Here is a 21,195-nt window from a genome sequence, read left to right as displayed (position 1 = left end):
GCCCCTAACCCTTCTTGTCGAGGATCAGCCCGATCGACTCCTTCATCGCCAGTGCGTGGCGGATGAAGTCCTTGGACGGGATCTCACGGATCACCTCCCCGGTCCGGTTGTCCCTGATCTGGACGTAGAGCAGGTTCAGCCGCTTCTCGTAGCCGAACGAGAGATGTTCGTTCTTCCCCGCCAGTGCCGCGTTGCCCGCCCGGACGGCTTCGGCAAGACGCTGTTCGGTCACCTGGGGATCCGCCTGCTTCTCCGCCGGCGTCGGCGGAATGGAGGGCGGCGGGACGCTGGCGCGACCGGAGGAGGCGGCGTCGGGCGATGCCGGCACGGCGACCGCTGCGGTTGCTGGCGTCGTCTGCGTGATGGCAACCATGTCAACCTCCTTTCATAGAATAGATACGGGCGCACTCTGATGTATCGCCGGATGGAGCGAGGGCTTTAGCCCCGCCCGCCGTGGGGGTGCGCGGGGGCGGGCGGGGCCTCGGCCGACAGGCTTACCGGAAGAGGCTCAGGATGTTCTGGGCCGCCTGGTTGGCCTGTGCGAGCATGGAGATGCCAGCCTGGGTGAGGATCTGGTTCTTGGTGAAGTTGGCCATCTCCGAGGCCATGTCGGCGTCACGGATCGCCGAGACCGCCGCCGTGGTCTGCTCGATACTGGTGGCCAGGTTGGCCTGGACGAAGGAGAGCTGATTCTGCGTCGCACCGAGGTCGGCCCGCTGCGTGATCAGCGTATCGAGCGCATTGGTCGCGGTGGTGATGTAGGCCTGTGCGCTCGACTGGGTGGAGAGCGCGCCGCTCACGGAGCCGTCCAGACCCAACGCGCTGGTGGTGTAGCTGTTGGTCAGGTTGACGTCGATCCGGTTGTTGGCGCCGTTCTCGGAGCCCACCTGGAAGGTGCTGTTGCCGGTGCCGATGGTGACCGCGGATGCGGCGAAGCCGCTCAGGTTGGAGTCGACGGTCAGCTTGAGGCCGAGGTCGGTGAAGTCGACCGTGGTGGTCGATCCGGCGCTGGGGATGGTGACGGTGATCGACTGGGTGGTGCTGGTGGTGGTGTCCTGGCCGGTGATCGTCACCGAGGTGGCGGTGGCCGTAACCGCCGAGAAGGTATAGGAGTCACCACTGTTGGCGCCGTTCAGGGTGACGGTGGCGTTGACGCCGGCAGTGGTGGCGGCCGTGCCGCTCAATCCGGCGGTCGCTCCGCCGGCGCCGTTGAGCAGGCTGATGCCGTTGTACTGGGTGCTGTTGGCGATCTTGTCGATGGCCGTCTCCAGCTTGACGCGCTCGGCGTCCAGCTTGGCTCGCTCGGTGCCGGTGTTGGCCGAGGCGGCCTGGGTGGCCAGCACCTGGATACGGTTGATCATGTTCTGGATCTCGTTGATGCCGGCATCGGCCATCTTCACCATGGCGACGGCCTGCGTGACGTTGTCGGAGGCCGCCTTCAGCCGGCCGGTCTGGGCGTTGAGCTTGGAGGAGACGGCGAAGCCGGAGGCGTCGTCGGCCGCGTTGTTGATGCGGAAGCCCGACGAGAGGCGATTGAGGGAGATGTTGAGGCTTCTGTTGTTGGTGTTGAGGTTCTTCAGTGCGGTGATCGCAGCGTTGTTGGTCTGAACCGAGAGTGCCATTGTTACGCTCCTTGTTTTGATCTGGTGTGCACGACGTCATGCCCTGGCACGGCGGCGGCTTCTACCGCCGCCTCCGGCGGGGCGATCCTCCGCCGGACGATCCCCTTCATCGGCATCCCGGCGGGGGACTTTAGCTGGGGTGGTGGATGGACGACGCTCCGCCTGTGGATATCCGTGCGCAGGAACCGTTGGGGGTGGCGCTCCGGCTTCGTTGCCGATGGGGTGCGTGCAACGTCTGCATTCCCGGATGGGGTGTCCGTATCAGCGATACCCGATCGTTTGCGGGGAGTGCCTTGGGTGTCTTCGTGCCTCGATTCATGGCAGGGTTCACGGACAGCCTTCAGGATAAGGAGTCGGACGATGGGAAGGAAGCGACGGGGAACGGGCGGGGGCAGGCGCGCCCGCAAGCATCGGCAGGGGGGGGCGGCCGGCCGCAACGGGGGTGTCGCCGCACCCGCCGACGTCGGGGTGGACGAGCGGCAGCGGGAGCGCGACTACGCCGACCGGCTCTTCAGCCGGGGGCACTACATCGACGCGCTGCCCCTCTACGAGCGGCTGGCCAAGCGCAACCCCACCGATCGCGAGCTCCTCTACCGGCGCGGCTACTGCCGCTACGCCGTCAACGCGCTCGAGCCGGCCATCGAGGCGTTCGAGGAGCTGATGGCCATCGACGAGCACTATCGGGACGGCCGGCGGATCCTGATGGCCTCGTTGATCGATGCGCGCAAGCTCGATGCGATGTTCGACTGGGTGCGCCGGGTGGAGGCCGATCCGGTGGTGACGCCGGACGAGCGCGCCTTCATCTTCCTGGCCCATCTGATCGTCTGCAACTGGGAGCAGGCGTACGCCATGCTCCCCGAGGTGGTGGCGCTGATCAAGGCGGGGAAGATCTGCTTCAATCAGTTGCCGGGGCTGCTCTTCAACCTGCTCTCCATCCAATCCGATGGGGTGAGCAACCGCGACATCTATGAGATCTCGCGGATCACCGCCCGGAAAGCGCATGAAGAGTTCCAGCGCTTCAGCCTGCCGCCGATCGATGCCGACGGGGAGCAGATGCGGGTGCGGGGGCGGCTGAAGATCGGCTATCTCTCGGCCGATTTCCGCTCCCATCCGGTCGGCTACTTCATGTATTCCATCCTCTCCGAACACGACCGCAGCCGCTTCGAGATCTACTGCTACTCCTGCGCGCGCCAGCAGGACGAGAACACCCGCCAGATGCGGCGGGTGTGCGACCACTTCATCGACGTGGTGCGGCTCAACTCGGTCGAGATCGCCGGCCGGATCCGGCGTGACGGCATCCATCTGCTGGTCGATCTCGGCGGCTATACCACCAACTCGCAACTGAGCGCACTGCTCTTCCGTCCGGCGCCGGTTCAGGTCAGCTACCTGGGGTATCCCAACACTACCGGGATGGACGAGGTCGACTTCCGCATCAGCGATCCCTACGTCGACACCCCGGAGGGGACCATCTACAGCGAAGAGCTGCTGGTGATGCCGAAGAGCTTTCTCTGCTTCGGCATGCGTTCGCGGGCCGAGCGGCGCGGCGATGCCCCGGCGGAGCGGAACGGCTATGTCACCTTCGGTTCGTTCAACGCGGTGCGCAAGTATACCCCGCAGGTGATCGCCGTCTGGAGCAGGATCCTGCGGGCGGTCCCCGGCTCCCGTCTGCTGATCAAGGCATTCTGGATGGATGCGATGGTGCGGGAGAACATCATGCGCGAGTTCGCCCGGCACGGGATCGGAGAGGAGCGGATCGAAAATCTTCCTTTCGCCGAGGACTACGACGCCCACATGGCCTGCTATAACCGGGTGGACATCGCGCTCGATACCTTCCCCTACAGCGGGACGACCACCACCTGCGAAGCGCTCTGGATGGGGGTGCCGGTGGTCACCCTGGTCGGCAGCGCCCACCAGCAGCGGGTCTCCTACTCGATCCTGAAGAACGTCGGCTTCGAGGAGACGATCTGCCACAGCGAAGAGGAGTATGTGGCCACCGCCGTGCGGCTGGCGGGCAATCCGGCGGGGCTCTCCGCCCTGCGGCCGATGCTCCATACGCTCTTCGCCTACTCGCCGGTGGCGCAGCCGGCCTCGATGGTGCCCGATCTGGAGGAGCTCTATCTTGAGGGGTGCCGCAGGAAGGGGGTGGATCTCTCCGGCATGTACGGCAAGGAGATGCAGGCGTCGATGGCGGGGGTTGCGATCGTGGTGCCGCGCCATCTGCGGCGCAGCCTGGTCGGCTTCGTGCTGGCCGAGCAGGGGGACTGGTTCGAGGAGGAGATCCGCTTCCTGCGGCGCGCGCTGCCCGAGGGGGGAAGGGTGGTCGACCTCCATGCCGGTTACGGCTGCTATGCGCTCAGCAGTGCGGCGGTGGTCGGCTCCCGCGGCCGGGTGGCGGCGGTGGAGGAGGATGAGGCGCGCAGGCGGATGTTGATGCGTTCCGCGGAGGAGAACGGGTTCTCCCATCTGCAGGTGGTCGGCGGGATTGACGGGGCGCTGGAGGCGGTTCCGCCGCAGGAGGTGGACTGCATCGCCCTGCATCGTGGGGTCCCCTCGGAGCTGGAGCGGATCCTGCCCTGGCTGGAGGGGGGCGATCCGCTGGTGTTTGCGGCTTGGCCGGAGGAGGAGGAAGAGCGCAGGCGGACGGTCGACTTCTTCGGTCGCCTCGGGCTCGCTCCCTGGGTGCTGGTTCCCGGCCTGCATCTGCTGGCGCCGCTGACGGCGGAGGAGGCGTGCGGCTCGGCGGAAAACCGCCTCTTCTTCTGCCGTGGCGACGGCCGGGGTCGGCGGTTGGAGCAGGCCGGCTGGCTGGTGCGGGAGGAGCGTGCGCAGGTCCGGCTGCCGGAGGGGGCGGTGCTGTGGCGGCCGGTGCTGGAGGAGCGTGGCTACGCCGCCGGCTGGGTGGCGCGCTGGCTGGAGTCCACCCCGCCTTCCCACCCCCTATCACACATCCTCAACGCCTACGTGATGGCCCACCAGCCCGACCGCCCCCCCGCAGAGCGGCTGGGGCTACTCAATGCCGCCGTGGGCATGTTGATGGAGCTGGAGGGGGTGACGGATGACCCCTGGCTGCTGGTCACCTGCGCCCGGCTGGCGCGGGAGCGGGGGATGGCGTCGCTCGCCCTGGATTGCCTGCAACGGCTGGAGGCGCTGCTTATCGGGAAGATCGAGCTGCAGGCGGTCCGCCCCTTCCTGCCGGCCGCCCCCGAATATGAGCGGGAGCGGGTGGAAGAGGGCGGACCGCTTCGGGCGTGGCTGGAGCGGCAGGCGATCGTGGAGCAGGAGCTGATCCGCCACCCCACCGGCTGGATGGACGGCCGCAGTGCGCTGGAGGCGGCGAAGCGGCTGCGCGATCGGGGGTTGTCGGATGCGCGGCTGTCCCGGCGGGAAGAGCTGGTGCTGCAGCGGGCGCCGGAGCTGCTGGGCTCGGACGAGGCGCTGCAGGGGGAGGAGGAGGGGCCGTTCGCCGGCCTCCCCGGGGCGCGGGAGGATCGCGGCATCGTGGTGATCGAGGAGCTGGACGAGCGGGCACGAGGGCTTCTGCGCGGCTTCCTTTCGGCCGATGATGCGCCGGAGTGGCTGGTGGTGGTGATCCCGAACGGACCGCGGCAGAAGGAGATCGCCGACTACTGCAACGACGTGCCGGTCTATCCCCATCGCAAGCTCTGCGTGATCACCGTCCACGACGACTATCTGGAGAGCTTCACCTGCCGGCAGCTCGCCGAGCGGTGCGCTTGTTTCTACCGCCACGATCCCGATCGGCTGGCCGAGCAGTTGATGCATCAGGCTGCGATCGATCATGGATTGTCCGTCCATTCCAGCGAGGTGCTGCTGCGTGCGGCCGGGGGGGGGCGCGGTGGTGCCGGGCGTTCGCAGGGGGCAAAGCGGCGGGCGGGGCATCCTGCGGCGGAGGCGTCGGAGGTGCGGCGGGAGGAGCGCGGGCTGGTGGTGGTCGACCGCCTGGTGCCCGGGATCTGGCGCATGCTCTTCGCCTGGCTCACCCGAGGGGAGGGGATGCCCTCCCACGTGACCATGCTCGTGCCGGTGATCGAGCAGCAGGCGCAGATCGTGCAGTATTTGCAGCAGATGCTCCAGTACGACCGCCAGGCGGAGGGCTTGTCGGTGCGGATTACGGGGATGAAGGAGGCAGGGATGGAGCGGGCCTGCCTGAACGAGGCGCTGGCTGCGCACGGCTCGCTCCACCTGCCGGCCGGGTCAGGTTCCCCCATCCAGGAGATGGCCCGTGCGCTGGCCGAGTGGCGCGGGAATGTCCGGATCGTCCGCCACGAGGAACAGCCGGACTACGAGCCGGAGCCGCTGCCGCCGGTGGAGGATTTTCGGGTCACCGTGGTGATCTTCACCTACAACCGTGTGGATCTGCTCCGTCGGGCCGTGGAATCGGTGCTGCGGCAGACGTACGACGATTTCGTACTCAGGATCTTTGATGACGCATCATCCGACGGGACCGAGGACTATTGTCGGGCGCTGGCGGCCCGGGACGGCAGAGTCGATTATCGCAGGAACGAGCGGAATCTCGGACTCGGGGGAAATGTCCGCCGTGGAGCGGCGTCTGTGGACAGCGATCTGTTTCTCATGCTCTCCGACGATGATTACCTGCTGGACCCGACGGCGATCCAGCGGATGGTGGAGCGGTTCAGCGACGATCCCTCATTGGGGATGGTGTTCGGCCAGTGCGAGATCGGGGATCTCAACGGCGAGCGGCTTTTCTCGCGTATTCCGGGGAATCTGACGCAGGACTGCCTGCTCGACGTGCGGCAGACGATGCTGGACAGCGTCTTCGGGAACCACATCTTCGGCGGTGGGAACATCTACCGGCGCGCCGCCCTGGAGCGCATGGCGCGCTACGCCAGCCGCTACTGGCGCAGGATGGATTGGATCGATGCGTTGATTTCCGAGGGGGATTACCTGTGCAACCTGCTGATGGTGATGACCTGCAGGACAGGGTATGTCCATCTGCCGTCGGTGCACTATTCTGCGGGGGGGGAGACCTTCTCCTCTTCCCAGCTCGGTGGCGGCTGGAGTGTGGAGATCCGGTTGCGGACGGCAGCCTTGCTGGATGACATGTACATCCGGGCGTTCGGTCGGGATGCCAGCCTGGATGGACGGATGGAGCGCATGTTTGCCATCTTCGATGAGAAGCTGCGCCAGATCGAGCGTGGGTTGTCACAGGAGGAGCGGGCGCTCCATGCCGGGAAGTTGCGCGAGTTCCGGGCGATGCTTCGAGCCATGCGGGCGCGAACGTTGCCGGAAGCCATTCGTGCCGGCGGTCTCGGGTGAGGCGGGATGGAGGCTTTGGTGCGACGTCGTCGGCGTTCGCGTCCATGGACGGACGTGTTGCGACCTGATCTTGGCGCCGGTTTCTTGCGAAGTCGGCATCCGCGGCCATGGATGGCCACGCAAATCCGGAGGATGCGCATGCGACCGACGGAGTTGTGAGGGAGTCCAAGAACCTGGCTCTTCGATTCACATCAAGCAAAAAGGTCCGCGGACAGGCTTGTTGCGATTCGATCATCGATCACCCTGATACGTTCATGCCCACCCACCTCCAGTCAGCGACGCGCAGCGACAAACCATGGCTCCATCCGGTGCGTGAGAAAGCCAATCCATCGGACAACCTGCTTTCCCCCCCCAGATTCATCGCAATACCCTTTGCAGGGTCTGGGTCCCAGATGGCCCGGTGTGGATCAACTCTTCTGAAAGATGGCGTAATGACATGGAGCGCCCCATGTCTCGATGAAGGTTTCGTCGTTGCGACAGAGCAAGAGCAAACCTTCGATGTCGCCGTCGCGCATCCGATCGAATACTCCTTGCACCATGCCCAACACCGCCGCTCCCCTCCCTTCCATCTTCTCACGGGTGGTTGCGGATTGAATCACGGCCAGATGTTGAAGTGCCTCGCTGCACGCCTCGGGTGACCAGGCGTCGATCAGTTCGTCGGTGATCTGCAGCAGGGCGGTGGTACTGTTGCAAACCTCCCGATCCTCCCGATGGACGAAACAGTCGTGTCCCAACATGTAGCTTAGCCTGCTCTGTTTGATGAACGAGATGGCTTCGCGCATTTCCAGCTCCGGGACGATTTCATCCTTGATCCACTCGATTCCCAATGCGTTCTTGTAATGTGGATAGGAAGCGTGGAGGACGAAGCCGTTCTCGTACATGTTATGCATGAGTTCCACGGCGTCGATGCAATATGCTTTTCTGACAAAGGGGCTTTCGATCACGTCGACAAACCAGGCGTCGAATGGCCTGGTATGCCGGATGTTATTCCACTTTGGCAAAAAGATCCTTTTCGCCAGATCTTGGCCGGAGCCGAATGATCCGTTGGCCAGAGCCGTTCGGTAGATGGCCTTGTGCAGCAGCTCCATGAAGCTGCCGTACAGTTCGCAGTAGTTGATGATTGCAAACCCGTGCCGGACCAGACACTCGTCGAACTTCTTGATCCACAACCGATCGGGCTTGATCGTGTAGATGAATCCCTCTGCATCGACAACGTCATACTGCTGTCTCGGTTCATGGTGCAGCAGGTCTTCCCCAGAGATCTGTTCTATTTGTGCGTTCAGGCCATATTTGGAGAAGTATTCTTGAATATACGGGTGTGCGGCATCATTGGGCTCCACTAAAGTGAGACGGGCGCCCCATCGGGCGAACACCAAGGCATTCTCCCCGGTGTCAGGGCCGAACTCGATCACGCGCTTCCCTTCGAAGAAGGTGGTTGGAAATGTCAGTCTGCGAAACACATTGTAGCGCAAGACTTCGTGTTTTGCCAAATCGCTTTCGTCCCCGAATGCTCCGAAGGTCGGGCAAAGATTATGTGCCTGGTAGTATTCGTACTGGGAGTTGTATGGATTATTCAACTGTTGATCAGCCCCCAACAAGCCTTCCGTACGCATTCTGCCCTCCCTGCAATCGTCCTATCTGTTTACAAAACGATTGCCTGTATGCACAAATCCGGAGGTTGCGCATGCAACCGAGGGATTTGTAAGGGGATCGAAGACCACGCTCTTCGATCCCCGTGAAGCCAAAAAGTCCATGGATGGACTTTTTGCGATTCCATTATGTGTTGATCGGGCCACTAAAGGCCAGCTCATGCTTGTTTTCCCGCCGGAAGTCTGCATATGCATGCAACGCCGCTGCCACGGTGTCCACGGCATCCAGCGGGATCCCCGGCCCGCAGGGCAGGTACACGGTATGATCGGCGAAGAACGATGCGTGTTCGAATGAGTCGTCGCCAGAGAGGTAGGGCGATGCGTGCAGACACGGGGGAACGGGGCGGGCCTGAATCCGGTGGTTTGCCAGGTGCCTGAGAAGGGCATCCCTGTCCTCGGTGAGAACCTCCACGTAGAGGGGCACCTCCCCGGCGCTCAGGTCGACCGGGAGGAGCCGTAGATGCGGCGACAGGGGGGCGAGCAGCGCTTCGTATCTGCGGTAGACCCTCCTCAGATGGCGAATCCGCTCGGAAGCGCGCTCCAACTGCACCAGCCCGAACGATGCCTGAATGTCGGTGAACTTGAAGTTGAACCCCGGCAGGTTCCATCGGTCCGTGAAGTTGTCGACGACACCGTGGTTTCGCACAAGGCGCATGGCCTCCCACAGACGGCGTGATCTGGTGACGGCGAATCCACCCTGTCCCGTGGAGAAGAGCTTCGTGACCCCCATGGAGAAGCAGCCGATGTCCGACAGGGTGCCGAGTGGTTCACCACGCCGATTCCGGGAGAGCATCGCCTGACAGGCATCCTCCACCACGAACAGCCCGTGTCGGTCGGCGATGGCGCCGATCGCCTCCATATCGGCGGCCCGTCCGTTCAGGTGTACCGGCATGATCGCTCTGGTATTTCCCGAGATCCGCCTCTCGATACGCTCCGGGTCGATGTTGGGTATCGACGGGGTGGTGTCCACCAGTACCGGCCTGGCCCCGGCGAGCAGGACGGCGTGTGCGGTGGCGATCCAGGTACGATCGGGGAGGATGACCTCATCCCCGTTCCCGATGCCCAGCGCCTTCAGTGCGAGGAACAGGGCGGCGCTGCCGCTCGTCGTTACGACGACATAGGGGATCTCCAGTGTTGCTGCGATCTGCTGTTCGAGCCGCTCCGTCACCGGTCCGTGGCTGATGTGCCGGTTACCGACCGATCGGGCGACCATCTCGATTTCGGCCGCCCCAAAGTGGGTCTGCCACCACGGAATCCAAGGCTCCTCTTGCCCATCCTGATGCGTCGGGGGCACCGGATGTGGGTGGGGGGTGGGCGGTACAGGCGGTGTCAATGCTTCGGGCTCAGACGGTGCGAAGATTGGGGAGGGGCACGAGGAACGTTCCACCCGAGGCAATGAAGGAGTGCTGTCTTTCGATGATCCTGTCGGCGTATTGCCATGCCAGAACCACCACGATGTCGGGGCGCCTGATGGCCAGCTCGCCGGAGGGGACCACCGGGATGTGGCAGCCGGGGCTGTAGCGGCCATGCTTCACCGGGTTGTCGTCGACGATGAAACTGATCATCCGGGTGAGCCCGAAGTACCACAGCAGCGTCGTCGTCGTCGTTGATGCACCGTAGCCGGCGATCATGGATCCCTTTCTGATCTCCTGCTGCAGCGCGGCGTGCAGTTCGTGTTTCCGCTGCTGGATGCGCGCATGGAACTGCCGGTAGATTGCAGGCTCGGCGAAACCGCGGCGGCGCTCTTCTGCCAGGCAGGCCTCCAGACCGGGGCCCGCAGCTCGACGGCCGCTGTCGGAGTGCTGAACGAAGCAGCGGATCGATCCCCCCTTGCTGGCGACGCGCTGGACGTCGAACAGGCACAGGCCGATTTGTCGGAAGAACCGTTCCAGGGGAGCCACGGTGTGGTGGGAGAGATGCTCGTGGTAGATCGTATCGAAGAGCATCCGGTCGACGATATCCACCAGGTAGGAAACCTCGAAGATGAAGACACCGTCCTCGGCCAGAAGCTCCCGTACCCCGATGGCGATGTCCCGCAGGTCGTCGGCGTGGGCGAAGACATTGTTGGCGCATACCAATGCCGCAGGTCCATGGCTTGCCCGGATGGATTGCGCCAACTGCGCCGTGAAGAAGGTGTCGAGCGTCTCGATTCCCGCACGGCTGGCACGACGGGCGATCTCCCGGGCCGGGTCGACGCCCAGGACGCGCATCCCCGCCTCACGGAAGAGCCGGAGCAACGTTCCGTCGTTGCTCCCGATCTCCACGACGAGCGAGTCTGGTGGAGGGGCGATGCGGGAGCAGACCTCCGCGACGTAGTGGCGGAAGTGCTTCACCAGCCACGGCGAGTTCGATGTGTTGTAGATGTATTCGCGAAAGAGCAGCTCCGGATCGACGACGTCGAGGTTCTGCACGTGTCCGCAACTGCGGCACAGATAGAGATCGAGCGGGAAGATGGGCTGTGGGACCCCCAGCTGCTCCGCAGTGATGAAGGCATCCCCGATGGGGGAGGGCTCCATGGGCAGACAGAGTTCGAGCTGCCGCCCGTCGCACAGCCTGCAGCGCTCCCTGCGGGTCAGTTCTCCGGTCATGGGACCTCCTTTGGATCATGGATGCCTGGCTCGGTTGCGCATGCAACCGACGGATTTGTAAGGGGATCGAGGACCGCGATCTTCGATCCCCGTGAAGCCAAAAAGTCCACGGACGGACTTTTTGCGATGCGATCAACCATCCATCCTCTCCAGCGCCGAGGAGAGCCGCTGCAGGAATCCACGGACATCCCGCTCGTCGCCCCCTTCGGGAGGGGCCCAAGAGGCCGCAATCGTCCGCTCGGGCGCGAACGGGCCGCTGGTCGTTTCGTGGATGACGAGCATCTCCGTTCGCGGGAGGATGGTATGGTAGCGCGGGGCGTCAAGGCGGTAGGCGATGGCGTTCTCTCCCCTTCCTCCCGCGCCCAGGTGGATGCGATCGTCGATGGCGCCCTGTTCGCCGAAGATGACGACGGTGCCCGCCCCCTCGATGAGGTGGAAGGTCTCCGCCCTGTCGAGATGTTTGTGCGGCCGGATATAACAGTCGGGGGCGATGGCGATGATCATGTCGTGCAGCCGCTCCCGGGGGCTTTTGTGCAGGCAGATCCTGGCCCGCCTCCTCGGATGGGTGGCCGCGCACGCCTTGATGAAGGCGAGGTGGTCGGCCGCGATGCGCGGTACGGTGCGGCGGGCGACGAAGACCCCCTCATGCTCCGTCGCCATCAGGTCGGGCGGGGGTGTCACAGCAGCGCCGTCGGGCTGCATGAGAAGATCGATGCGCAGCGCCCCCTCCCCGGCAGATGGGCGGCGTGGGCGGCGCGCACCCGATCCTCCCCTTCCGGATTGACGGCCAGCAGGACGAGATCGGCACGGGCGAGGTGGGAGGAGTCGACGATGGGCAGATGGGAGCCGGGCATGCAGAGCCCCTCTTTGGCGGGGTGGTCGTCGATGACGTGGTCGATGCAGCCACCCAGATCGTAGAGGTTGACGAAGCGGACGGCGGCATGGCCTGCGCCGAAGAGCGCCACCCTTGTGCCGGCGGCATGGAGGGAGTGCAGCAGCTTCTGACAACGCTCCTTCCTGGCGCGGAAGCTCTCGGCGAATCCGCTGCATCGCTCCCTCTCCCGCCGGAGGATGGGGGAGGGGGTGGGGCGTTTCCCGTGCGCCCGCCCGCAGGCGCGGGCGATCACCACCAGGGAGTCCTCCAGCGGATAGGGGTAGCAGAGGATCTGTTCGATGCGCAGGCCGTTTTGCTCGATCATGACCTCGATGGTGGCGCGGGTGAAGTAGCAGACATGCTCTTCCCAGATGCAGGGGTGGTCGCCGACGGAAAGGAACTTGGTGCTTTCCGGCACCTCCAGCAGGAGCCGCCCTTCCGGTGCGAGGAGTGTGCGCAGGGCGCGCAGGAATCGGGCAGGGTGGTGGGCGTGTTCCAGCAGATGGCGGGCCACCACCAGGTCCGCCTCGCCGTGTTTCCGGATCAGGGTGGCGGCACGTGGCGCGTCGATGGCCTCCTGGATCGTTTCCAGCCCGGCGGCGGGGTCGGTGATGGCCAGGTCGTCGGCCATGTCGAGCCGCAGGGGCTGGCAACGTCCGTACCTTTGCCGGATGCGCTCCAGGGTGGAGTCATCCTTGTATGTGATGCCGAAGACCTTTGCGTTTTCCGGGAGGTGGTGTTCCAGCCGCTGCACGAGGTCGTCCAGATGCGCCTCGGGTTCGTTGGACGGGATGGCGAGGCGATGGGCACGCACCAGCGACGGGGGCATGGGGTCGATCAGTTGCGCCAGCCCGCAGGTGGTGCATTGGCCGAATATGAGGGGGTGATGGGGCGGTGCCTGCCGGCTCCCCCGGGGGTGCCAGGCGGTCGACGGCGGTTGCGGCCCCAGGTCGAGCAGCGGCTGCAGCGAGGGTTGTCCGCAACCGCGGCAGCCTCGGGCGGATGGCGTGCCGGTCACCCTGTGTGGCGTTGCCGGTCGGACGCGGCGGCCTCCCGGGATGCCATGATCTGCTGCAGCCGGGCGATGGCCTGCTCCACATCGCCGAAGTCGATCCCCCGCATTTCACCGATATCGAGCCGCCACCACTGCAGCTCCAGCAACCGCTCCACGATCTCCGGCGGGAAACGCATGCGGAGAACCCTTGCCGGATTGCCCACAACGATGGCATAGGGGGGGACATCCCGGGTCACCACCGATGCGGCGCCGACGATCGCGCCGTCGCCGATGGTGACGCCGCGTAGGACCACGGCGTTGTCGCCGATCCAGACGTCGTTGCCGATGGTGGTATGGGGGCCGGGTGTTCTGAGCAGGTTGGTGTGGGTGGGGTGGATGGTTTCCCCCCAATCCTCCGAGGTGTCGCGATACTGGAACTCATGGATCGAAAGCCAGTCGGTCGGGTGGTGGAATGCCCCGATCGAGCAGCGCGAGGAGAAGGTGCAATAGCGACCCACCGAGGTGTCGGCGACGAACGAATAGAGACCGATATTGAAGTATTTCCTCAAGGTACAACGGGTTGCGACGGCTGCGGCGTTGATGTTGATCGGCGGCTCGACGTCGGAGTCGATCACCTTGCTCATCGGCCCGAGCTGGATGCCGTCATCACGCGGGGTGACCGTCTCGAAGGAGTTGTTCTCCAGCCGGTCGATATGCGCAAACTCCGGATTTGCGCGAGCTTCCTGGTCGCGGATGCCGGCTTCTTGCGAAGCCGTCATTGATCCCACCGCAAAAAGTCCGTCCATGGACTTTTTGCTTGACGGCGATCGAAGAGCGCGGTCTTCGATCGCCTTACAAATCCTCCGCTTGCATCCGCAAGCTTCGGATTTGCGCGACCCTCCTGGTCACGGATGCCGGCTTCTTGCGAAGCCGTCATCGTTCCATCTCGATCAGGCAGCGCCCGGCGATGGCCCCCCGCTGCAGGTCGGTGATCGCTTGGTTGATCTCTTCCAGCGGCACCACCTGCGTGATCAGCTCCTCCAGCCGGAGCCCTCTGGCCCGAACGAGTCTCATGTAGCGGGGGATGTCCAGCTCCGGCTGCGCCCCCCCGCCGTGGGAGCCGGTGATCCGTTTGCCGAAGTGGAGCGGGAGCGAGTGGATGTGGATCTCCTCCCCCTGCTTCGGGACGCCGACCAGCACCACCCGCCCGCGAGGTTGGGTGAGGCGGTAGCCGGCCTCGATGACCGCGGGTTGGCCGGTGTTGTCGACGAAGAGATCCACCCCCTTTGCGCCCGCGATCTCCCGGATGGCGGCGCAGGCATCCTCCTTGCTGTTGTCGATGGTATGGGTGGCGCCGAGGCGCGCGGCCAGGGCCAGCCGGTCGGCGTAGCGGTCGACCGCGATGATCGGCCAGGCCGAGCGAAGGGCCGCCGCCTGTACGATGTTGAGTCCGACGCCGCCGGCGCCGAAGACCACCACCGATTCGCCGATCCGCAGCTCTGCGTCGTGTTCGATCACACCGAAGCCGGTGGTGACCGCGCAGCCGAACAGCGCGGCGGTTTTCATGTCGGTTCCGTCTGGGATGGGGGTGAGCCGGTTTTCGGAGACGATGGCGTATTCGTTGAAGGTGGTGACCCAGCCGGCGTTGAGCCGCGCGCCGTTCCACCGGTAGGCGGGGGGATCCGCCTCGATGCCCGCCCCCTTGCGCCAGTGGAGCACCACCTTCGCTCCGGGCCGGACGTGGCGCACGCCGGGACCTGTGGCGACCACCTCGCCCGAGCCTTCGTGGCCGAGCAGGTGGGGGAGGTATCGGTCTTCCCCCTTGACGCCGTGGATCTCCCCGATCTGTGAGCCGCAGATCCCGCTGTAGTGTACGCGTACGAGCACCTGCCCCGCCGCGAGTCGCCCGGGCAGCTCCACCTCGGCGATGGTCAGTGGTGCGCCGATCCGGGTCAGGATGGCGGCGCGCATGGTCCGGTGGAGGCGGTTCACCGCGCCCGGACCGCTATTCGAAGAAGATGAAGGAGTAATCGCCGCTGTAGCCGCTCTGTCGGAACCACCATTCCCACTCCTCGGGCGTGCAGAACGCCTCGCATGTCACCTGCCAGTAGAGGAGGTTGGCCTTCTCCTCCTCGGTTCGATAGGACTCGACGCAAAGGTACTTCCGCTTCCCCACCCGTTCCAGTTCGCGCAGCGCCCGGTCGAGATCGTAGTTGTGGAGGTTGTGCAGCGTGTTGATGGAGTAGACCAGATCGAAGCTCCGGTCAGCGAAGGGGAGGCTGCCGGCGTGGGCTACCTGGAGGAAGGGGCGGACTTCGGCCTTGGCGTGCTCGATGGCGTAGGAGGAGATGTCGATGCCGGCGATCCGTATTCCGGGGAGCAGCCGCTGGATCTCGTAGAGCAGGAAGCCTTTGCCGCAGCCGACATCGAGCACCCGATCCCCATCCCGCAGGCTGTAATGGTCGATCATCGCCCGGGCGACGGGGGTCCACCGCCCAGGAATGTAGCGGTAGCCGCCGTAGCAGATGCGGCGGTCCCCGTCCCAGTAGTCGTAGCCCCACTGTTTGGCCAGCCGCGCCGCCTTCGCCTTGGGGAAGTCGGGGTCGGTGACCCGGGCGAGGTAGTCCCGCCTGGTGCGCTTATGCAGGGCGGACATGAAGTCAACGTAGGCCAAGGCGTCCATCCTCCATCCGGTCGAGTGCCTCCGCCGCCCGGTCGAGCTGACGGCGCAGCCGCCGTTCCGACTCCGCCCCGCCGTCGGCGAAGCGCCGCCGCCGCGCCCCGCCGGGGAGGAAGGGGTTGAGCATGATACAGCACCATTTCAGGGAGAAGAGGGGAAACAGCGCCGCAGCGCGCATGGCGAGCATATCGGCCGCTGGCGCGAAGGACTTTAGCGCCTCTTCGATGAAGAGGCCGCTGTAGCGCAGCGGCACCGGCAGGTCGGGTTGGCAGAAGAAGTCGCAGCAGAGCTTGGCCGGGTCGTCCCAGCCGGCGTATTCGAAGTCGAGGAAGCAGAGCTCCCCCCCATCGGTCAGCAGCGCATTGTGGAAGCCGAAGTCGGAGGGGGAGATGCAGCGCTGCGTGGTCGGCAGTTCCGCAGCCGGATCCACTATCCGGACGATCTCGCCTCGAATCCGGTGCCAGGCCGTTGCGATGCGCCCGACCAGTTCCGCGGCCTCCCGCTGCAGCGGTCCGTCTCGGCGCGCCGTCTCCCATCGAAGGGTTTCGATGCGCCCCTCCAGATGGGTGCATTGCTCCGCGATGCGAAAGAAGGCGTCCGATGCCCGTGGCAGGTCGCCGCCCGCCTCCCGCGCCCGGTTGAGCCGGTCGACGAAGACGGCCGCCGCCCGCACGTGGTCGGCGCCGATCTCTTCCGGTCGGAGCCGTCGCCCTTCGATCTGCCGGAAGAGGGCGATCCCCTGGTCGGGGTCGGCGGCCACCGGCTCGGGGACGTTGCAGATGCCCTCCGCACGGGCGAAGGTGAGGAAGCGCAGCTCCGCCCCGAGGCGGTCGCGTGGGTCGGAGGGGTGGCGGAAGTAGCACTTGGCGAAGAGGCGCATCCCCGCGGCACGGATGTGGAAGGTGCGGTTGTTGGCGCCGCCTTGGGCGGGGGTGAGCTCCAGCGGCGCGGCAGGCAGGCCCGCCCGGTGCAGCAGCGCGCCGATTCGGGAGCGGAGCCGCTCCGACGGCGCCGTGCCACTGCTGGCGTCGGCCCCCGGGCCGGCGGTCGGCAGGGGATCGGATGCGGTCAGTGGAGCAGCCGGATCGCGGCGATGGGCAGGCCGAACACCTCCCTGCAGAGAGGGGAGAGCTTGTTGAGGCTCCATGCCTCCAGCTGCATGTCCCCCTCGCCGGCCAGCTCCACGTGGATGCCGCGATCGTCCATCGCGCAGACGATCCGCTCCACGGCGTCGCGCCGCTCCTTGTTGACGGCGATGGCCAGCCGCAACAGCAGCGCCAGCTTCCGGATCCGGTCACCATCGCGTTCGGAGAAGTCGCCGGCCAGCGCGGAGCGGTCGGGGAAGGCCTTGCGTTGGCCGCGCACCACCCGGGCGAGCAGTCGCCGCTCCTCCCCGGTGAGGCCGACCATCGGTGATGCCTCGATCAGATAGGCGGCGTGGCGCTGATGGCCGTCGCTGCGCACCGCCATGCCGATCTCGTGACAGATGGCCGCCACCTGCAGCAGCAGACGATCGCGCTTCTTCAGCCGGTGCAGCGGCCGGAGCTGGTCGAAGAAGGCGCGCGCCGCTCGCCGCACGCGCCGCGCCTGTCCGGAATCGGCATGGAACCTGCGCGCCATGCTCTTCGCCCAGGCGATTGCCTGCCGTTTCATGGTGGTGACATCGGCCAGATGGGGGGCGAGCAGATCGACCAGCACCCCTTCGGCCAGGCCGACTCCGGGCACCAGGAGCGGGACGTCGCCGACCAGCTCCATCACCGACTTGACCACCAGTACCGCCGGCACGATCACGTCGGCACGATCCGGCCGCAGCCCAAGCCGTTCGATCCGTTCGGCGCAGGAGAGTGCCTCCAGCCGTTCGCCCAACTGGTCGAGGGCGGCGTAGTCGAGCCGGTTGTTACGGTCGCGTTCCAGGAGGGAGACGGCCAGATCGGCCATGGTTTCGAGATTACCGCCGGTGCCGACGCAGCAGTCGATCCTGCGGCCGGCGATCTCCTGCCGCACCTTGGCGCGCATGGCGGCGATATACTCGTGCAGCAGATGGTGGAAGGCGTCGGGGTCGTCGGCGGCGTGGAAGAGGTTGAGCAACCGCACCGTCCCCATGCGGAAGCTCTCCAGCGCCACGATGGTGCCGCGCACGCAGAGGGTGATCTCGACACTGCCGCCGCCGACATCGATCAGGAGCACCCGCTGTTTGCGCAGGTCGGGCAACCGCTGGTAGATCGCCTGATGGATCAGGCGTCCCTCCTCTTCCCCCGGGATCACCTCGATGGTGATGCCGAACCGCTTCCGGATGCGGGCGATCAGCCGGTCACCGTTGGCCGCCTCGCGCAGCGCGCTGGTGCCGGTGGCCCGCAGCCGCTCGATCGGATAGCGATTCAGGATGGCGCGGAAGCGGTCGAATGCCTCCTCGGTCCGGGCGATGGTCTCGTCGCGCAACACTCCGGAGGAGAAGGCGTCGGCCCCGAGGCGGACCGCCTCACGGTGGGCGAAGAGTGGCTTGATGTGGCCGTCCTCCCCCACCGAGGCGATGCGCAGCCGCATGGCGTTGGAGCCGATGTCGATCGCCGCCGCCAGCAGCGGCGTGGCATCGTCCCGCCGGGGCCGGGAGTCGGGCGGGATCACCCCTCCTCGTCCTCGTCGTCGCCGCACAGCAGCGCCTCCAGCATCTTGGGATCGACGTGGCGCGCCTCCCGCCCGCTGACCTGGTAGACGATCATCTGACCGATGTTCTTCAGATGGTCGCCGATCCGTTCGATCCGCTTGGCCACGTTGGCGACGGCGATGCAACGTTCGGTCCGCGCCGGATCTTCCACCATCATCGAGTGCAGCACCCGGTCGATGGCGTGGCAGCTCTCATTGAGGTGGCGGTCGTAGGCGATCAGCTGGGCGGCGATGGCGGCGTCCGACGCCTTGAACGCCTGCAGCGCGAGACGGAACATGTTGAAGAGCAGCGGCTTCATGATCATCAGCTCGTCGGTGACCGGATCGGGCTCCTCCTCCAGGGCCATCCGGGCGATGCAGGTGGCCAGGTCGCTGATCCGCTCCAGTTCGGTGGTGATCTTCATGGTAGTGAAGACCGTGCGTAGATCGCTGGCCACGGGCTGGTGGTGGACGATGATCATCCGCGCCTTCCGGTCGATCTGCAGCTCGAGGGCGTCGACCACCTCGTCGGCGTCGATCACCCGTCGTGCCTTCTCCTTCTGCCCGTTGAGCAGGGCGTTGATCGCCCGTTTGCTGTTGCGCCGGGCCAGCTTCATCATCGTCAGGATGTCGTCGTGGATGTCGCGCAGGTCGTCGTCGAAGGCGCTGAAGGTGTGACGGTTCATGGTGTCGCATTGGGCGGCGCCTCCCTCCATGGAGGTGCTGCCCGGACGGCGGTCGAAGGGCGCGCTCTTCGATCGCCTGACAACTCCGTCGGTTACAAGGGGAACCTCCGGAATTGCGCGACCGTCCTGGTCGCGGTGGTGCGTCCCGGTTTGGTCGTCAGCCGAAGCGGCCGGCGACGTAGTCCTCGGTCTCCCGCCTGGCCGGTTCCGAAAAGATGATATCGGTGCGATTGAACTCCACCAGCCTGCCCAGGTAGAAGAAGGCGGTGTAGTCGGAGACGCGGGCGGCCTGTTGCATGTTGTGGGTGACGATGACGATGGTGTACTTCCCCCTCAGTTCGTGGATCAACTCCTCGATCTTGGCGGTGGCCACCGGATCGAGCGCCGAGCAGGGCTCGTCCATCAACAGCACCTGCGGCTTCACCGCCAGCGCGCGGGCGATGCAGAGCCGCTGTTGTTGCCCGCCGGAGAGGGAGGTGCCCGGGCTGTCCAAATGGTCCTTCACCTCGTCCCACAAGGCGGCGTCGGTGAGCGCCTTCTCCACCCGCTCGGCCAGCTCCCGCTTGCCGATCTTCTCGTGCAGCCGGATGCCGTAGGCGATGTTGTTGAAGATGCTCATCGGAAAGGGGGTGGGCTTCTGGAAGATCATCCCGACGTGGTGACGCAGCCGCAGCAACGGCTCCTTGGGGTCGAGGATGTTGCGCCCGTCCATGAGGATCTCGCCTTGCGCGCGGTGGCCTTTGTAGAGGTCGAACATCCGGTTGTAGGTTCGGATGTGGGTCGATTTGCCGCAGCCGGAGGGGCCGATGAAGGCGGTCACCTTGCCTTCGGCGATCTCCAGCGTGTTGCCGAACAGCACCTGTTTGTCGCCGTAGAAGAAGTCGAGGTTGCGCACCGAGATCTTGACCGCGTCGCCGTCGATCGCGCGCGATTCTTCCGCACCGTTTCTGTTCATGATCCGATGATCGGGGGTCCGTCCATGGACTGCCTGGCGGCGGATGGGTGCCGCATTGCGGCGTGGAGGCCTGCCGCCGGTGTCATGCCCGCCTGCCCCTCCTCTGTCGTAGCAACAGGCGGGTGGCGATGGTCACCGCCAGCACCGACATGGTGATGAGCAGGGCGATCCCCCAGGCGGTTCGCTGCCAGTTCTCGTAGGGGCTCATGGCATAGTTGAACATGGAGATGGTCAGGTTGGCCAGCGGCTCGTCCATGCTCTCCATCCAGTAGGGGCTGTTGAGGCTGGTGAAGAGCAGCGGTGCGGTCTCGCCGGCCACCCGGGCCACCGCCAGCATGATGCCGGTGATCATGCCGGTCTTGGCCGCGCGATAGACCACGCGCAGCAGCATCTGCCAGTAGGGGGCGCCCAGGGCCAGCGCCGCCTCCCGCATCTCGGTCGGCACCAGCCGCAACATTTCCTCGCTGGTGCGCACCACCACCGGCAGCATGATGATGGCAAGCGCCACCGCACCCGCCCAGCCGGAGAAGTGACCCGCCGGGCGGACGATGATGATGTAGACGAAGACGCCGATCACGATCGACGGCGCGGAGACCAGGATGTCGGCGATGAAGCGTGCCGCCGCACCGAACCGGTTGCCGCGGCTGAACTCGGCCAGATAGGTGCCGGCGCAGATGCCGAACGGCACCGCGATCAGGGTGGCGGCGGCGGTCATCGCCAGGGTGCCGACGATGGCGTTGCCCACGCCGCCGGCTTCGTCCGAGCCGGGCGGAGCCGGCAGTTTGGTGAAGAAGTCCCAGTTGATGCTGGTCCACCCGCGCAGCGCCACGTCCCCGAGGATCCAGCAGAGCATGCCCAGGCCGAAGAGCGCCGCCATGGACGAGAGCAGCAGCACGATGCGGTTGATCCAGATGCGCCGGGTCATTCTCGATCGAATCGCAACACCTCCGTCCGTGGACGTGTTGCTTGCCGGGAATCGATGGACGTGCTCTTCGATCCCCTTACAAATCCGTCGGTTGCATGAGCAACCTCCGGATTTGCGCGGTCCTCCTGGCCGCGGATGACGGCTTCATGCGAAGCCGTCATTCCTGCCGCCCCTGTGCCATCGCACCCCGCTGCAGCCACCATTGGGCGACGGCCAGCACGAGGAAGGTGATCAGGAAGAGCACCAACCCCAGCTCGATCAGGGAGGAGAGGTAGAGGTCGCTG

At 65.6% G+C, this 21,195-nt stretch carries 17 protein-coding genes; 1 reads left to right on the top strand and 16 read right to left on the bottom strand.

Annotation, left to right across the window (positions count from 1 at the left end):
- Positions 1–4: 4 nt before the first annotated feature.
- The gene (locus D6682_04765) at positions 5–373 is read right to left on the bottom strand and encodes a flagellar protein FlaG (GenBank protein RMH51332.1); all 369 of its coding nucleotides are present in this window, start codon (positions 371–373) and stop codon (positions 5–7) included.
- Between the two features lie 121 nt (positions 374–494).
- Entirely contained in the window at positions 495–1,622 is a 1,128-nt protein-coding gene (locus D6682_04760) for a flagellar protein (GenBank protein RMH51331.1), read from the bottom strand.
- 360 nt (positions 1,623–1,982) lie between these two features.
- On the opposite strand from D6682_04760, the gene D6682_04755 reads away from it, so the two are divergent.
- On the top strand, positions 1,983–6,917 hold the full coding sequence (locus D6682_04755; protein ID RMH51330.1) for a glycosyltransferase: 4,935 nt from the start codon (positions 1,983–1,985) through the stop codon (positions 6,915–6,917).
- Between the two features lie 407 nt (positions 6,918–7,324).
- Here the strand turns inward: D6682_04755 and D6682_04750 are convergent, their stop codons facing one another.
- The 14 genes from D6682_04750 to D6682_04685 form a co-directional block, all read right to left on the bottom strand.
- The gene (locus D6682_04750; protein ID RMH51329.1) at positions 7,325–8,530 is read right to left on the bottom strand and encodes a methyltransferase domain-containing protein; all 1,206 of its coding nucleotides are present in this window, start codon (positions 8,528–8,530) and stop codon (positions 7,325–7,327) included.
- A gap of 163 nt (positions 8,531–8,693) precedes the next feature.
- Positions 8,694–9,860, bottom strand: a complete 1,167-nt coding sequence (locus tag D6682_04745) for a DegT/DnrJ/EryC1/StrS family aminotransferase (GenBank protein RMH51328.1) — start codon at positions 9,858–9,860, stop codon at positions 8,694–8,696.
- 49 nt (positions 9,861–9,909) lie between these two features.
- Positions 9,910–11,154: a class I SAM-dependent methyltransferase gene (locus D6682_04740; GenBank protein RMH51327.1), complete on the bottom strand. Its 1,245-nt coding sequence runs from the start codon at positions 11,152–11,154 to the stop codon at positions 9,910–9,912.
- Between the two features lie 132 nt (positions 11,155–11,286).
- Entirely contained in the window at positions 11,287–11,856 is a 570-nt protein-coding gene (locus tag D6682_04735; GenBank protein ID RMH51326.1) for a cupin fold metalloprotein, WbuC family, read from the bottom strand.
- Positions 11,832–13,046 carry a methyltransferase domain-containing protein gene (locus tag D6682_04730; protein RMH51325.1) on the bottom strand — a complete coding sequence of 405 codons (1,215 nt, stop codon included), beginning with the start codon at positions 13,044–13,046 and terminating at the stop codon, positions 11,832–11,834. The genes D6682_04735 and D6682_04730 overlap by 25 nt, the downstream gene beginning before the upstream one ends.
- The gene (locus D6682_04725; protein ID RMH51324.1) at positions 13,043–13,828 is read right to left on the bottom strand and encodes an antibiotic acetyltransferase; all 786 of its coding nucleotides are present in this window, start codon (positions 13,826–13,828) and stop codon (positions 13,043–13,045) included. Before D6682_04725 ends, D6682_04730 begins: the two co-directional genes overlap by 4 nt.
- Before the next feature lie 127 nt (positions 13,829–13,955).
- On the bottom strand, positions 13,956–14,993 hold the full coding sequence (locus D6682_04720) for a dehydrogenase (GenBank protein ID RMH51347.1): 1,038 nt from the start codon (positions 14,991–14,993) through the stop codon (positions 13,956–13,958).
- Positions 14,994–15,027: 34 nt separating this feature from the next.
- The gene (locus D6682_04715; GenBank protein ID RMH51346.1) at positions 15,028–15,696 is read right to left on the bottom strand and encodes a class I SAM-dependent methyltransferase; all 669 of its coding nucleotides are present in this window, start codon (positions 15,694–15,696) and stop codon (positions 15,028–15,030) included.
- On the bottom strand, positions 15,683–16,582 hold the full coding sequence (locus tag D6682_04710; GenBank protein ID RMH51323.1) for an aminoglycoside phosphotransferase family protein: 900 nt from the start codon (positions 16,580–16,582) through the stop codon (positions 15,683–15,685). The genes D6682_04715 and D6682_04710 overlap by 14 nt, the downstream gene beginning before the upstream one ends.
- Positions 16,583–16,770: 188 nt before the next feature.
- Positions 16,771–18,327, bottom strand: a complete 1,557-nt coding sequence (locus tag D6682_04705) for a Ppx/GppA family phosphatase (protein RMH51322.1) — start codon at positions 18,325–18,327, stop codon at positions 16,771–16,773.
- On the bottom strand, positions 18,324–19,061 hold the full coding sequence (phoU, locus tag D6682_04700) for a phosphate transport system regulatory protein PhoU (protein ID RMH51321.1): 738 nt from the start codon (positions 19,059–19,061) through the stop codon (positions 18,324–18,326). Before phoU ends, D6682_04705 begins: the two co-directional genes overlap by 4 nt.
- A 127-nt stretch (positions 19,062–19,188) precedes the next feature.
- Positions 19,189–19,986 (bottom strand): phosphate ABC transporter ATP-binding protein PstB, encoded by a 798-nt coding sequence (gene pstB, locus D6682_04695; protein ID RMH51320.1) that lies wholly within the window; start codon positions 19,984–19,986, stop codon positions 19,189–19,191.
- Positions 19,987–20,068: 82 nt separating this feature from the next.
- Positions 20,069–20,911, bottom strand: a complete 843-nt coding sequence (gene pstA / locus D6682_04690; protein ID RMH51319.1) for a phosphate ABC transporter permease PstA — start codon at positions 20,909–20,911, stop codon at positions 20,069–20,071.
- 157 nt (positions 20,912–21,068) lie between these two features.
- The coding region (locus tag D6682_04685; GenBank protein RMH51318.1) for a phosphate ABC transporter permease subunit PstC at positions 21,069–21,195 on the bottom strand (127 nt) is incomplete at its 5' end.

Source organism: Zetaproteobacteria bacterium, from assembly GCA_003696765.1.
In the GTDB taxonomy this organism is placed as follows: domain Bacteria; phylum Pseudomonadota; class Zetaproteobacteria; order Mariprofundales; family J009; genus RFFX01.
Note: the sequence above shows the minus strand (reverse complement) of the source record. Positions and strands in the feature narration are given on the sequence as shown.